This window comes from Streptosporangium sp. NPDC023963 (assembly GCF_040639135.1).
Lineage (GTDB): Bacteria > Actinomycetota > Actinomycetes > Streptosporangiales > Streptosporangiaceae > Streptosporangium.
In genome coordinates, this window is record NZ_JBEZZK010000004.1 from 364,758 (window position 1) to 379,014 (window position 14,257).

Genomic DNA, 14,257 nt, shown 5'->3' on the forward strand with positions numbered 1-14,257 from the left:
CGACATTAGGGGGAGCCGAGCCCGAGCAGGCGTGCGGCGTTGTCCTTGAGGATCTTCGGGCGGACCTCGGGCTTGATGTCGAGGGCGTCGAAGTCGGCGAGCCACCGGTCCGGCGTGATCATCGGGTAGTCGGACCCGAAGAGCACCTTGTCCTTCAGCAGCGTGTTGGCGTACCGGACGAGCAGCGGCGGAAAGTACTTCGGCGACCATCCGGACAGGTCGATGTAGACGTACGGCTTGTGCGTGGCGACCGCCAGAGCCTCGTCCTGCCAGGGGAAGGACGGATGGGCGAGGATGATCCGCAGTTCGGGGAAGTCCACGGCGACGTCGTCGACCAGCATCGGGTTGGAGTACTTCAGCCGGATCCCGCCCCCGCCGGGCAGGCCGGCGCCGATGCCGGTCTGGCCGGTGTGGAACAGCGCCGGCACGCCCATCTCCTCGATCGCCTCGTAGAGGGGATAGGCCGCCCGGTCGTCGGGCGCCATGCCCTGGACGCTCGGATGGAACTTGAAGCCGCGCACCCCGTGCTCGGCCACGAGCCGGCGCGCCTCGCGGACACCGGCCCTGCCCTTCCACGGGTCGACGCTGGCGAAGGGGATCAGCACGTCGGCGTGGGCGGCGCAACTCGCCGCGACCTCCTCGTTCGAGATGCGCGGATGCCCGGTGGCGTGTTCGGCGTCGACGGTGAACACGACCGCCGCCATCCTGCGCTCGCGGTAGTAGGCGGCCATCTCGGGGACGGTGGGCCGGGAGTGTCCCTTGAAGTACTTCGCCGAGGCGCCGGCCAGCTCGTCACCGAGCGAGGCGTGCCCGTCGGCGGAGACCTCCGCGTGCGTGTGCACGTCTATGGCGACCAGCTCGTCGACGTTCATGCGCTCTCCTCGGGCATATATATGACTTCCGTCAATTATGTGCATGACATCCGGTCCGTCTACGCTTTCGGTGTGAGCATCGGCGGCGAAGACGAACCGGCGGCGCCGGTAGTGCAGGCAGTGCCGGCAGTGCAGGCAGCGCCGGCAGTGCTGCCCGCGCGCCCGCAGTCCCTGGTGTTCAGCTTCCTCGGCATCTACGCGCTGGACCGCGGCACCGCCATCTCCTCGGGCAGCGTCATCGAGGTGTTCGCCCGTCTCGGCGTCTCCGAGGAGGCCGTCCGGTCCACGCTCGCCCGCATGGTGAAGCGCGACCTCGTGACCCGGTATCGGGTGGGACGCAGGGCGTACATCGAGCTCACCCCGTACGCCGAGGCGGTGCTCCGGGACGGGCGCCGGCGGATCTGGGAGACCGGCGCGGTGAACCGCGACTGGGACGGCACCTGGACGGTCGTCGGGTTCTCCCTGCCGGACAGCCGGCGCAGCACCCGCCACGACCTGCGCTCCCGGCTCGTCTGGGCCGGGTTCGGCCCGCTGCAGAGCGGGCTGTGGATCGCTCCGGGCACGAAGGAGGTCACCGGAGTGTTCGACGCGCTGGACGTGGACGACCACGTCACGGTGCTGACCGCCAGGGCGTTCAGGCCCACCGAGGCCGCCGACCTGGTCGCGAAGGCCTTCGACATCGAGCAGATCGCCCGGCGCTATCGGGCGTTCCTCGCCAGGTGGGACGTCACCCGGCCACTTCCCGACGCGCCGGACGATCTCGTACGGCAGCTGTTGCTGCACACCGACTGGCTGCAGCTCGTCCGGCAGGATCCCCACCTGCCGGCCGAACACCTCCCCGCGGACTGGCCGGCGATCCGGGCCGAGCAGGTCTTCCACGCACGCGCCGAGGAGTACGAACGGCCCGCCCTGAAAGTGGCCTCCGGCCTCCTGGACCGGCTCACCCCATGACGCAGGAGGTCCCGTTCAGCGCGAACGCCGTCGGAGCCGCGTTCGTGCCGCTGTACGTGGCCTGGAACCCGAAACCGGTCCGGGCCTGCGGGGCGATGGTGCCGTTGTAGGAGAGGTTGCGCGCGCTGACCTGGGAGCCGGACTGGGTCACCGTGGCGTTCCAGGCACCGGTGACCCGCTGGTTCCCCGGCCACGTCCAGGTCACGGTCCAGCCGTTGACGGGGGTCGCGCCGGTGTTCGTCACGGTGACATCGGCGGTGAAGCCGTTGTTCCAGGTGCTGGGAAGGTAGGTGACCCTGCACCCGGTGCCCGGGTCGGGGGTGGGGGTGGGAGTCGGTGTCGGGGTGGGGCTCGGGGTCGGGGTCGGGGTCGGCGACGGGCTCGGCCCGCCGGTGAGGCCGAAGAACTGGATCGCGGCCGCGGCCATCCCGCTCATCGGCAGGCTGTGGCCGGCCCCCTGGATGCTGTACGCCTCGACCCGCACCGTGCCGGAGCCGTCGGCGTAGCGGCGGCGGTTCCAGTTCGGCTGCGGCGTGTCCGAGCCGGTGGGCGTCTGGCTCAGGCCGAACACGTTGGTCCACTGGTCGATCGCCTGCTGGTGGGTGGCGTAGTAGACGAGGTTGTCCGTGGTGCCGTGCCAGAGCTGGACGCGCGGCCGGGGACCGCTGTATCCGGGGTAGGCGGCGCGGACCAGGTCTCCCCACTGCTGGGGCGTCTTGCTGATCCGCCCGGAGGCGCAGTTGCTCGCGCCGGGCGAGGGAATGTAGTCGGCCTCGTTCGCGAAGCAGCCGAACGGCACCCCCATGAACGCCGCCCCGGCCTTGAAGACGTCGGGATAGTTGCCGAGCATGATGTTGGTCTCCATGCCGCCGGCGGAGCTGCCGGTGACATAGATGCGGTCGGCGTCGCCGTTGTGGCGCTGCCGCGTGTAGGTGATCATCGACATCAGCGAGACCGGGTCGCTGCCCCCGTCGCGTACGTGCGACGCCGCGGACCAGGAGTCGAAGCAGTTGCCCTTCTTGGACGCCGACGGGTAGATGACGATGAAACCGTGCTGGTCGGCGAGGGTCCGGAACTCCGAACCCGAGTAGAAGCCCGGCCCCGAGCCGCCGCAGCCGTGCATGGCGAGCACGATCGCGGGGCTGGACTGCACGTTGTCCGGCACGTAGAGGTGCATCCGCAGGTTGCCCGGGTTGGCGCCGAAGCCGGTCACCTCGGTCAGGGTGGCCGCGGCGGCGGACTGTCCGGCCACCAGGATCGTGGCGGCGCACAGCACCGCGGAACTGACGCCCGCGAGCACGGCGGTCAATTGCTTCATCGGCTCTCCTCTGCTTGACGTTCGCTCGATGCACGAGGCCGCGGCGCCGACGACTCGTCCTGACATCAGCCGGTATAGGGGCGACACCGACGAACGGTCAAGCAACGCCCTTAAGTGATCATGACGCTCCATCCACGGAAAAATGCTGCTTGCACTGCTTATCAAGCGATTTGTTATCAAGTAGCTTGATATTAAGGGCGCGAAACTTACATCGCCGGTTATGGTCGTCCCGTGACCTCGCGCCGCACCCCCGCAGCCGACCAGGCTGCCCCCCGCCTGAGCTACATGGTCTACCGGCTGGAGCGCCGCATCCGCGCCCGGCTCGACGAGGCGCTCGTCCGGTACGGCATCACGACGACCGAATACATGGCGCTCAGCGAGCTGCGCATGCGCGCCGGGCTCTCCTCGGCCGAACTGGCCCGCATCGCCTTCGTCACGCCACAGGCGATGAACCTGGTCGTCCGCGAGCTGGAACAACGCGGCCTGATCCGCCGTGACGCGCACCCGGACGGCGGCCGGACGCTCCGCGCCCATCTCACCCGTGAAGGACAGGCGGCGCTGCGGCACTGCGACCGTTCGCTCGACGGCATCGAGGAGGACATGCTCGCCGAGGTCGACGACACCACGCGTACCACGCTGATGGAGGGTCTCACCCTCTGCACGCGAGCCTTGCGCCCGCCCGCCTCCGGCCCCTGAGTCGGCCCCTGAGGCGGCCCGTGAGGCGGCCCGGTCGCGGGGTCAGCGGGCGCCGGCCAGGCTGCCCGCGCGCAGCCCTGCCATCTCCAGCACCAGCTCGAACCACACCCTGTTGGACCCGGCCTCCCTGACCACGCCCCAGCGGTGGGCCAGCGCCTCCAGCAGGGGCAGGCCGCGGCCCCCCGTCGCGTCGGCCGAGGCACGGCACACACAGGGGGCCTCGGAGGAGCCCTCGTCCTGGACGGAGACCCGTACCCCCGCCCCCGAGCAGGCCACCGTGACGGTGAACGCCCCGCCGTCCCCCGACCGGGAGTGGATCACCGCGTTGGTGGCGATCTCACTGGTCAGCAGGACGCAGTCGTCGTGGAGGGGATGGTCTCGCCCCAGGGTCATCGAGACCAGGCGGCGGGCTCTGACCACCTGGTCCGGGGAACCCGCCAGGCGGAGAACCCATTCACTGCCGTCGTACTCCGACGAGTCCATACCGCCCCCTCCGATACCGTTTCACTGATGGGAAGACGCGGAGCTCGGCGAAGAAGATGTCGCGGAAAAGTAGGAATGCGATCACTTACCGGATAGACAGGTGAGGCTTGCCAGAGGCCGCCTCACCTGCGTGTCCGCACCTGGCGTACCGTGCGGTTCCATCCGTCACACGCGGTGCCAGCGGGCCTCGAAGAAACAGTAGACCGCGAACAGCAGCAGACCGATCGCGACGACGCCGAGCAGCCACGGACCGGCCGGGGTGTCGGCCAGCGAGCGCAGCGTCGAGTCGATGCCCTTGGCCTTGTCGGGGTCGTAGGTGACCGCGGCCTGGATGACGAAGACGCCGGCGACCGCGGCGATCACGCCACGGGCGATGTATCCCGCCATGCCGAACTTCTCGGCGAGCTCTCGCGCCCTCGCGGGCATCTCGCCGGTGCGCAGGTCCTTGAGGAACTCCTTCTTCCAGCCCTGGCGGATCCAGTAGGCACCCAGGCCGATCAGGCCCAGGCCCATCAGGCCGACGATGAACTGCCCCAGGGGCAGGTCCATCAGTGTGGCCGTGAGGTCCTTCGACTGGTTGTCCATCGAGGCCCCGGAGTCACCGCGCAGCAGCACGCCGAGCAGCGTGGCCACGATCAGCGTGTAGACCGCCACCCGCCCGCCCGACTCCACCCGGTCCCTGGTCCGTCCATGGCCCATGACGGCCTCGAACAGCTGCCAGACCACCAGCGCGACGAACCCGACGACCATGAGCCAGAGCAGGAACGTGCCGAACGGCTGCTCGGCCACCGTCTCGATCGCGCCGGTCTTGTCGGCCTCCTTGCCGCCGCTTCCCCCGCCGAAGGCGATCTGCAGGGCGAGGAAACCGATCAAACCGTAGAGGACACCCCGGCAGGCCAATCCAACCCGCGCCAGCCTGTCGAGCGTCTGACTGTTGGCCGCTCTGCGAGCGGCACCTTCCACGTGAGCCTGAGGGCTGTTCATGACTATGCGCTCTTACCTGTGAACGCTCTGGTAAACCTCACCGTTCCGGCATCGCGTCCAGCCGCCGCAGGATCACTCCCTCGCGCAGCGCCCAGGGGCACACCTCGAGCTGGGCCACCCCGAACAGGTCCATCGCGGCGTCGGCGACGATCGCCCCGGCCGGCAGCTGCGGCGCCCGCCCCTCGGAGACCCCGGGCAGCTCGGCCCGCTCCCTGGTGCTCATCTTGATCAGCCGGTCGGTCCACCCGACCAGGTCCGCGTGCCTGAGCACCCGGCGCACGGACGACCCCTCGTGCGAGGGCGCCGCCCCGGCGATCCTGGCGAGCTGCCTGAACGTCTTGGACGTCGCCACCGCGTGGTCGGCCTGGCCGTACCGGGCCACGTTTCCCACGGTGCGGGCGATCTCGGCCCGTACGTGCCTGCGCAGCGCCCGCACCTCGTCGGCGGGCGGCGGGTCGGCGGTGAAGCAGTCGCGGGTGAGCCGGCCCGCCCCCAGCGGGAGCGACACCGCCGCGTCGGGCTGCTCGTCGATGCCCGAGGCGATCTCCAGCGACCCCCCTCCTATGTCCAGCACCAGCAGCCGCCCGGACGACCACCCGAACCAGCGGCGCACGGCCAGGAACGTCAGCCTCGCCTCGTCCTGGCCGGACAGCACCTCGATGTCGACCTGCGTGTCGGCCTTGATCCCGGCGAGGATCTCCTCACCGTTCACCGATTCCCTGACCGCGGACGTCGCGAAGGCCATGAGGTCCTCGACGCCCTTGTCCTCGGCGAGCCGCAGCGCCTCCTCGACGAACTCCCGCAGCCGCGCGGCGCCCCGCGCGGACAGGCGGTCGCCTTCCTCCATGTGCTCGGAAAGCCTCAGGTCCACCTTGTGCGAGTACGCCGGCAGCGGCCGAGCCCCCCGGTGCGCGTCCATCACCAGCAGATGGACCGTGTTGGAACCGATGTCGAGAACGCCCAGTCGCATGGGATGAAGTTACTACTCCCCCAAAGCCCGTCAGCCCGCGGTGCGCGTGTGGACGCTCACCGCGTATCCACCGCCGTCGTAGGGCGCGCCGTCCCAGGTCGCCAGGCGCCGCAGCGGGGTGAGCCCCGACGTCCGGCACCAGTCGTCGTAGTCCGCCAGGGTGACCGTCGCCGAGGCGAGCGGGAGGTGCGCGGCGTCCAGCCCGAACCCGCTCACCAGCAGCCCGCCGGGCCGCAGCAGCGCCGCGAGCCCCGCGACGGTCCGCGCCTCGGTCCCGGGGGCGAGCAGGGGGATGACGTTGCCCGCGGCGACGACCATGTCGAAACTCCCGCCTCTCCCGCCCTTCTCCGCCTTCTCCCTCTTCTCCGGCTTCTCCGCCTTCTCCGTCGAATCGCCCTGGCCGCCCCGGACGGCCTGGCCCGCCCCCGCCACGGGGTCCACCGGGCCGCCGAGCGCGCCGAGCGCGTCGAGGTCGCCGAGATCGCTGAGATCGGCCAGGATCCAGGGCAGCCGTGGCGCGGTCCTCCGGGCGACGTCGAGCATGGACGCGTCGAGATCGACGCCCACGCAGTCGTATCCCAGCTCGGCCAGCCGGATCGCCACCCGCCCGGTGCCGCACCCGGCGTCCAGCACCCGGGCGCCCGGCGGCAGCAGCTCCGCGCACAACCGCGCCTCGCCGTGCATGTCCGCCCCCGACTCGGCCAGCCGGGCGAACCTCTCCGCGTACCGCTCTCCGGCGTCGCCCCCCGCGATGTCCGTCCAGCGACTCCTTGATTCCTTCATCGAATACCCCCGTGTGCGGCCCCCGGCCTGAGCCGTGGGGCGGGATCGCGGCGTGGTGCCGCGGGTCGGTGGCGCACCCACCGGCCTGGACCGGTCGTGCGGTGGTCGTGCGGTCGTCCCGCGGTAGGAAGGACGTCGACGCATCAGGGTCTCATTCCCGCGGGAGTCTCCCGCGACGGCCCGGCGCGAGGGCGTCACGCACGGCTCGCGCCCCGGCGAACGGCAGGGCGACCGGGTCGCCGGCCTCCGGGAAGGTAGCGTGATCCACACCGCTCTCACGGGCGGCGACACCTGCGGGAAGAACGACGAGAGATCGGGGAGAGCCATCGTGACCCTTATGCGGGCGATCAGCCAGGATACCTTCGGCGGCCCCGAGGTGCTGCGCCCGGTCCGCGTGGAGCGCCCGGAGCCGCTGCCCACCGAGGTGCTGGTACGGGTCGTCTCGGCGGGGGTGAACCCGGTGGACCTCAAGACCAGGGCGGGCGCGGGTATGGCCGGGGTCCTGGGGGACCCGCCCTTCATCCTGGGCTGGGACGTCTCCGGCGTCGTCGAGGAGACCGGCTTCGGGGTGAGCGGCCTGGAGGTGGGAGACGAGGTGTACGGCATGCCGTGGTTCCCGCGCCAGGCCGGCGCCTACGCCGAGTTCGTGACCGCGCCGTCGAGGCAGTTCACCCGCAAGCCGCGCTCCCTGGGACACGACGAGGCCGGCGCCATGCCGCTGGCCTCGCTGACCGCGTGGCAGGTCCTGGTGGACACCGCGAGGGTCGCTCCGGGACAGCGCGTCCTCGTCCACGCCGCCGCGGGCGGCGTCGGGCACCTCGCCGTCCAGATCGCCAAGCACCTCGGCGCGTACGTGATCGGCACCGCCCGCGCCGGCAAGCACGACTGGCTGCGCGGGCTGGGGGCCGACGAGCTCGTCGACTACACGGCCGTCCGCTTCGAGGACGTGGTGCGCGACGTGGACGTGGTCGTCGACCTGGTCGGGGACGAGCACGACGCGACGAGCACGCGTTCCCTCGACGTCCTCCGCCCCGGCGGGCTGCTCGTCCCGGTGCCCTCGGGCGTCTCCCCCGACCTGCTGCGCGCCGCCGAGGCCCGGGGGTTTCGCACCCGTACGTTCCTGGTGGAGCCGGACGGGTCCGCCCTGGCCCAGATCGCCGAGCTGATAGAGGGCGGGTTGATCGCCCCCGAGGTCGAGGAGGTGTTCCCGCTCGACGAGGCCGCCGCGGCCCACGAGCGGCTCGCCGGCGGCCGCGCCAAGGGAAAGATCGTGCTGCGGGTGGCCCCCTGAACGCCTTTCCGCCTTTCGGCCCTTCCGGCTTTCCCGCTTTCCCCCGCGCGTACGGCGCCACCACGCCGCTACGACGCCGCCACGACGCGGGCGGACGGTGTGCCGCCCGTCGTGGACACGTGGCGGTACCGGATCCGGACGGGCGCGAATCCCGGATGAGCCGCGCCGGTTCTGCCGACACCACCGTGCGGCCCCTGTCCAGGGGTTGTCCGGATCCGGCCACGATAACTAATAGATCTTGTCAGTATGGTCTATTACTGCGAATACTTGCAATTTGTTCTATTCGCGAGGAAGGCCGATAATGAAACGTGTCATTGTTCACAAGCCTGGCACCATCGCACTCAGTGGCACCGCGAGTCCTAAGCACGTCGGCTGAGACTGAATCACAGAACCGGCGTCCAGTGATGGGCGCCGGCTCCCCGGCATAGCCATATCATCAAATATCAGCTAATCGAGTTAAAGGAGTCCGGTGAGCCGGGGACCGTACCCGCAGGGCGACCCGTCTCGTCCCGCACCGCCGCTGCCCGTGGTGGACGCGGACCGGCGCCTGCGCGGGCCGTACACCGCGGGGGGCGCGATCGTCTCCGCCCTGCTGCCCGCCGCCCGGCCCGAACTCGTCGCCCGCTACGACATCGAGCTGCGTGCCGTGGCGCCCGACCTGCGCGATCTGGTCCCCGCCCGGCGCCGGTCGGTGGCCGCGAGCCTGCCCGGCGCGGAACGGATCCTGGTGCACGCGCCGCGCCGCACGTTGCGCCTGGCCAACGGTCTGGCCGAGTTCGTCCGCGAGCACCTGTCGGAAACCGGCCCTCGCACGCTCGTCGTCGAGAACGTCGACCTGGCCGACCCCACCGATCTGGAGCTCCTGACGGTGCTGCGGCGCCGCGTACCCGGGGAGCTGCTGACCGTGGTGACCCGTGAGCGGGCCACCGCCCCCGAGGAGCCGCTCGGCGCCGAGCGGCACGACGCCCTCGCCGACGAGCTGGAGAGGGAGGGAACGGCCGGCGCGCGGCTCGGCGCGATCCCGTACCACCGCGAGCGCGGCGGCGACCCGTCGAAGGCGGTGCGGGCGTTCCTGTTCGCGGTGCAGTGGTGCCTGGACGAGGGTTACCACGACGCCGTGGTGGATCTCGGTGAGCGCGCCCTGCGCCTCGCCGGCCCCGAGGACGACCCCGCGACCTGGTGGCGGCTCCTGCACAGCACCGCGACCGCGCTGGCCGCGCTGGGCCGCGAGGACGAGGCGGAGGCGCTGTTCGACCTGGCCAGGCGGGAGAGTCTCTCCCCCACGGTCCACGCCTCGGCCGCCTACGCCACCGGGATGCTGAAGGTGCGCCACCGCGACCGGACCCGGCGCGACCCCGACGCCGCGCTGGCGCTGGTGAACCAGGCGATCGCCATCTCCTCGCTGCTGCCCGACCCGCGCGAGCGGGCGTTCAAGATGGGCTTCGACCTCAACGGCCGGGCACTGGTGGAGGTGCGGCGCGGCCGTCCCGCCAGGGCCCTGGAGCTGGTCGAGGAGGCCGTGGCCCTGGCCGACCGCGACCTGCGGCCCGACGAGCACCCGATACACCGGCTGGTGCTGCTGGCCAACAGGGCACAGCTCGCCGTGATGCTGGGCCGCCCCGAGGAGGCGCTGGAGGACCTGGACGCGGTGATCGCGGCCGACCCCGGCTATCCCGACTACTACATCGACCGGGGCAACCTGCTGCACCGGCTGGGCCGGATGGACGCGGCGGTCGCCGACTACGAGACGGCGATGCGGGTCGGCCCGCCCTTCCCCGAGCCCTACTACAACCGGGCCGAGATCCACTTCTCCGCGGGTGACCACCGGGGCGCGCTCGCCGACCTGGACCACGCGCTGGAGCTGGACCCGGAGTTCGTGGACGGCCTGGCCAACCGGGCGGGGCTGCTGGCCGCGCTCGGCGAGTACGCCGCGGCCAGGGCGGACGCGGAGACCGGGCTCGCGATCGATCCCGCCAACCCGTACCTGCTGTGCGCGCTGGGCCAGGTGGAGACCGCGGAGGGCCGTTACGACAGGGCTCGCACCGCCTTCGACCGGGCCCTGGAGCTCGCGCCCTCGCTGGCGGCCGCCTGGGCGAACCGGGGGCTCCTGTCGTTCGAGACCGGCGACCCCGAGGGCGCCGTCGCGGACTTCACCCGGGCCCTCGGCTCCGGGGACGACCCGGCCCTGCTGTTCAACCGGGCGATGGCGCTGCGCGCCGCCGGACGCGACGGGGAGGCGGTCGCCGATCTCACCCGCGCGCTGGAACTGGCCCCGGACGACGAGGACATCAGGCGCGAGCTGAAGTCCTGACTCGTCTCGTCCCGGCCGGGGCCGGGCCGAGAACGCCGGAGAACATTCCGGATTCGGAAGGACTGCCGGGAAAGTCACGGTCGGTAAGGCGATGGCTTCGTCCGGGAGAATCCCCTTATCCGAATATCCGCGGCGCACGTGGTGATACGTACGACGTCCCGTATTCGCCCTCCCCCTATCCCCGGGATCCCAGGCGGGTAGGAGTGATTTCCCGATGCGCGGTCACCCTGCGCCACGCCATCGGACGCCCCTTCGCGAATGCCGCGCCCGCCGGGAACGGGCGGAGCCGGAAGGAGGCAGGCGGCGAGCGGCGGCGGGCAGGCTCAGCCGAGCGAGCCGGCGAGATAGCGTTCGGCCAGTTCGCAGCTGCCCTCGGTGTAGCCGGAGCCGAGTTCCGCGGCGATGTCGGCGCCGGTGTGGGTGCCGATCCAGGCGACCAGCAGCAGGCGGCGGAACAGGATGAACGTCCAGATCTCGGCCTCGTCCCCGGCCGGGAGGTCCAGGACGGTCCGGTAGCCCCGCACCCACGCGTCGACCAGCTCGGGAATCTCGGGGCGGTGCTCGACGAAGCTGACCGCCGCGGCCAGGTCGTAGAGATGCCAGCCGAAGCCGCAGTCGTCGAAGTCGATGACCGCGGGCGGGTTCTCGCCCTCCACGAGCAGGTTGGCGGCGCGCAGGTCGGCGTGGATCAGGCCGTATCGTTCCGGGCCGCGGCCGAAGCGGTGCAGCCGCTCGCGCAACTCCTTGTCCAGCCGTCCCAGCACGGTCCGCGCCTCGGCCTCCACCCCCAGGCCGTCCTGCCAGCGGCCCCACCGCGACCCGGCGCCGAGAGCGGCCTCGTGGTCCCAGTGGAAACGGGTGAACCCGCCGGGCCGGGACCACCCGCGCGCGTGCCGGTGCATCCGCGCCGTGAGGGCGCCGAGCCGTTCGAAGCCGGGCACCGGGTCGTCGTGGGAGGGCTCGGCGCCGGGCAGGAACTCGAACATCACGCAGTCGCGCGGCTCGGGGCCGGGGACGGTCAGCACCCGGGAGCCGCCGGGAGCCGGGATCACCCGAGGGGTGCGGATCCCGGCCTGCTCGCGGAGCGCCTCCAGCCAGGCCAGCTCGGACAGGATCGCCGGCGTGGTGTGGTAGCCGAGCCGGTGCACCCGCAGGATGGACCGCGTCCCCGTGGCCGGGTCGTCCACCCGGTAGGTGGCGTTCTCGGACACGTTGACCAGGGTGACCTCGGCGCCGGTCAGGCCGTGGATCCGGGTCGCCTCGCGGGCCACGTCGTGCACGCGGTCCAGCACGTCGCCCCCGGCGGACAGGTCGTGGGCCCGCATCGGTTCCTCCAGGTCGGTCGCGCGAAGCGCCAGACTACATCCGGGATTCCTTCGCGAGATCCGGCGTCGCCCGCCCCGCTTCGCGGCCGGGGTGTCCCTGATGCCCCGCTCCGGGCCGGACGCGGTCTCTCTCGTCCCCGGGGAGGGCGTGGCCCCGCCCGCTCCCGGACGGGTCGCGGTCCAGCGCGATCTCGGGCCGCCCGTGGTCCGGTACGGCCTCCGCCGGGCGGCCGGCGTCCCGCGCGGCGTGCTCCTCGGCGGCCTCCCGCCCCGGGAGGGTGATGCGGATCTTGGACTGCCGGTGGGGAAGCCGCTCCCAGTCGTCCATGAGGGTCGCCTGGAGCCCGCACGCGGCGGCCAGGTCGACCAGCGTCTCGGCGCGGTAGTAGAAGTCCTCGCGCAGGACGTGGTGCTCCCTGCCCTCGGTGCGGTCGAAGGTGAAGTCGAACCAGCCTCCCGGCCTCATGATCCGGCCGACCCCGCGGAAGCACTCCTCGATCACGTGGAGCGGGGAGTGGGAGAAGACGCTGTGGGCGTGGACGACGTCGAACGCCTGGTCGGGCAGGGCGGTGAAGCGCAGGTCCCCGACCGGCAGAAGGTGCGGGAACCTGTCGCGCAGGTCGTAGGAGACCAGGGTGTCCTGGGCGGCGATCAGGATGTCCGGGGAGATGTCGATCCCGTAGTAGTTTCCGGGGTCGAGGTAGCCGATGAACAGGCGCCCGGCCCGCAGGTTGCCGCAGCCGATCTCCAGCATGCGGTGCTCGGGCCTCAGCCCGTGCCGCACGAGATAGTCGAACTGCATCTTCCCCATGGCCACCCAGCGCCGGTACGACCTGCTGCCCACGGCCCCCCGGGGACTGCGCGCGGTGTCGGACCTCATGACCGCCCGGTAGTAGGCGACGTGGTCGCGGTTGCCCAGGCGCAGCCACAGGTCCCTGGTCAGCCGTCTCAGGTGCCGGGGGACCCTCCCCGGATGGCCGAGGGCGTACCTGAGCTGGTGGACGACGCTCGCGCGGTTGTGACTGTGCATGCCTCTCCCCACGTCCGGACGACACCTCGACGATCCCGCCAGTGACAAGATCGTAACTCTACGACACTTGAACATCACTCTCGGTGAGCGGCGCCGGAATGTCGCCGCACGGTGCCACTTCCCTCGCGGGACGACGGTCCCGGCTCGCACCGGTCCTCCGAAGGGCTCACGCGGGCGTCGCATCGTTATGACATCTCGCATCACCCGGACGGCGGCGCACGCGCACCCGGCCGCCCGTGCCGAAGACCGGCGAAACGGTTTCGAAGCGGTGAGGAGACCGGTGAACCTGGAACTCGCGCTGCGCATGTGTGAGGCCGCGGTGAGGCAGGCCGCGCGGGAGGGCGCGCTCATCTCGGTCGCCGTGGTCGACGCGGGCGGGCACCTGGTCGCGTTCCAGCGGATGGACGGCGCGCGGATCACCGGGCCCGTCCTCGCCCCCGGCAAGGCCTACACCGCGGTGGCCCACCGCATGCCCACCGCCGACCTCGCGCCGCTGGTCCTGCCCGGAGGCGAGCTGTACGGCCTGGCCGGTGACCGGTACGTGTGCTTCGGCGGCGGCGTCCCGCTCGGGGAGCCCGGCGACGAGCGCGGGGTGAGCGAGGTGAGCGAGGTGGCGGGAGCGGTCGGCGTCAGCGGCGGCACCGTTTCCCAGGACGTGGCCTGCGCCGAGGCCGCCGCGGCCCTCTGGGAAGGGGCATAGCCGGATATATCGACATAAACAGGGTCAGCGGAAATCTCCTTCCGATGAAATCAGGGGTGCGACGTGTTACCTCCGAGGGTCGCAGGGCAGTGAGGGCTTGCCCCAGACGATGATCGTCTGGGGGTGACCCCTTGGAGGATTCTCGTGGACGTTCTCGTGCTGCTCGCCCTGGTCTGTTTCCTGGCCGCCACGATCTGGTCCGCCATCAGCCGGTCCTGGCCGATCGCGCTGCTCGCCGCCGGAGCCTTCCTGCTCACGCTGTCGGAGACGTCCTTGATCAACGGCTAGACGTTCCCCTTTTCACGGCGCGCCGACGCCCCCGGGCGAGGGGCATCGCGGCCGCCCGCGAACGGGAGACCGGCGCCGAGAGGCCGGGCTCGAGCGGCATGACGCCGTCGCCGGGCGCGGGCACGCCCGGCGCCCGGCGCCCGGCCTCGGGCAGCGGCCCGGCACCGGTCGTGCCGTTCGGCCGGCGGCACAGGAGGGCGGGGCGTGAAGCCCGGGCGGAGAGCCTCGACGAGAGTGACGAGAGTTTCGGCGCCG

14 protein-coding genes are annotated in these 14,257 nt (G+C 71.6%); 6 read left to right on the plus strand and 8 right to left on the minus strand.

Annotation, left to right across the window (positions count from 1 at the left end):
* Positions 1-5: 5 nt before the first annotated feature.
* Positions 6-872 (minus strand): amidohydrolase family protein, encoded by an 867-nt coding sequence (locus AB0F88_RS16090; protein WP_362683450.1) that lies wholly within the window; start codon positions 870-872, stop codon positions 6-8.
* 129 nt (positions 873-1,001) lie between these two features.
* Between AB0F88_RS16090 and AB0F88_RS16095 the strand changes: the two genes are divergently transcribed.
* Positions 1,002-1,823, plus strand: a complete 822-nt coding sequence (locus tag AB0F88_RS16095; protein WP_362683453.1) for a PaaX family transcriptional regulator C-terminal domain-containing protein — start codon at positions 1,002-1,004, stop codon at positions 1,821-1,823.
* On the opposite strand, the gene AB0F88_RS16100 is transcribed toward AB0F88_RS16095, so the two are convergent.
* Positions 1,813-3,141, minus strand: a complete 1,329-nt coding sequence (locus AB0F88_RS16100) for a PHB depolymerase family esterase (protein ID WP_362683456.1) — start codon at positions 3,139-3,141, stop codon at positions 1,813-1,815. The two genes, AB0F88_RS16095 and AB0F88_RS16100, sit on opposite strands and share 11 nt — an antisense overlap.
* A 231-nt stretch (positions 3,142-3,372) precedes the next feature.
* Here AB0F88_RS16100 and AB0F88_RS16105 point away from each other — a divergent pair, with 231 nt between their 5' ends.
* Positions 3,373-3,837: a MarR family transcriptional regulator gene (locus AB0F88_RS16105; protein ID WP_362683459.1), complete on the plus strand. Its 465-nt coding sequence runs from the start codon at positions 3,373-3,375 to the stop codon at positions 3,835-3,837.
* A 42-nt stretch (positions 3,838-3,879) separates the two neighbouring features.
* On the opposite strand, the gene AB0F88_RS16110 is transcribed toward AB0F88_RS16105, so the two are convergent.
* The 4 genes from AB0F88_RS16110 to AB0F88_RS16125 all read right to left on the minus strand — a co-directional run bounded on the left by AB0F88_RS16110 (position 3,880) and on the right by AB0F88_RS16125 (position 7,057).
* Positions 3,880-4,320: an ATP-binding protein gene (locus tag AB0F88_RS16110; protein WP_362683462.1), complete on the minus strand. Its 441-nt coding sequence runs from the start codon at positions 4,318-4,320 to the stop codon at positions 3,880-3,882.
* A 165-nt stretch (positions 4,321-4,485) separates the two neighbouring features.
* Positions 4,486-5,304, minus strand: coding sequence for a DUF1206 domain-containing protein (locus AB0F88_RS16115; protein ID WP_362683465.1), 819 nt, complete (start codon positions 5,302-5,304; stop codon positions 4,486-4,488).
* A gap of 37 nt (positions 5,305-5,341) precedes the next feature.
* Positions 5,342-6,274, minus strand: a complete 933-nt coding sequence (locus AB0F88_RS16120) for a Ppx/GppA phosphatase family protein (protein WP_362683468.1) — start codon at positions 6,272-6,274, stop codon at positions 5,342-5,344.
* A 30-nt stretch (positions 6,275-6,304) separates the two neighbouring features.
* Positions 6,305-7,057 (minus strand): class I SAM-dependent methyltransferase, encoded by a 753-nt coding sequence (locus AB0F88_RS16125; RefSeq protein ID WP_362683471.1) that lies wholly within the window; start codon positions 7,055-7,057, stop codon positions 6,305-6,307.
* Between the two features lie 337 nt (positions 7,058-7,394).
* Between AB0F88_RS16125 and AB0F88_RS16130 the strand changes: the two genes are divergently transcribed.
* Together AB0F88_RS16130 and AB0F88_RS16135 are read left to right on the plus strand one after the other, a co-directional pair.
* Positions 7,395-8,348, plus strand: a complete 954-nt coding sequence (locus tag AB0F88_RS16130; protein ID WP_362684354.1) for an NADP-dependent oxidoreductase — start codon at positions 7,395-7,397, stop codon at positions 8,346-8,348.
* A 469-nt stretch (positions 8,349-8,817) separates the two neighbouring features.
* A complete protein-coding gene (locus tag AB0F88_RS16135; RefSeq protein ID WP_362683473.1) occupies positions 8,818-10,659 on the plus strand; it encodes a tetratricopeptide repeat protein in 1,842 nt (613 codons plus the stop codon).
* A gap of 323 nt (positions 10,660-10,982) precedes the next feature.
* Here the strand turns inward: AB0F88_RS16135 and AB0F88_RS16140 are convergent, their stop codons facing one another.
* Entirely contained in the window at positions 10,983-11,984 is a 1,002-nt protein-coding gene (locus AB0F88_RS16140; protein WP_362683476.1) for a phosphotransferase, read from the minus strand.
* 34 nt (positions 11,985-12,018) lie between these two features.
* Entirely contained in the window at positions 12,019-13,014 is a 996-nt protein-coding gene (locus AB0F88_RS16145) for a class I SAM-dependent methyltransferase (RefSeq protein WP_362683479.1), read from the minus strand.
* Positions 13,015-13,294: 280 nt separating this feature from the next.
* Between AB0F88_RS16145 and AB0F88_RS16150 the strand changes: the two genes are divergently transcribed.
* Complete coding sequence (locus tag AB0F88_RS16150; protein ID WP_362683482.1) at positions 13,295-13,714, plus strand: heme-binding protein; 420 nt, start codon at positions 13,295-13,297, stop codon at positions 13,712-13,714.
* Between the two features lie 144 nt (positions 13,715-13,858).
* Positions 13,859-14,002, plus strand: a complete 144-nt coding sequence (locus AB0F88_RS16155) for a hypothetical protein (protein WP_329083413.1) — start codon at positions 13,859-13,861, stop codon at positions 14,000-14,002.
* Positions 14,003-14,257: the final 255 nt, after the last annotated feature.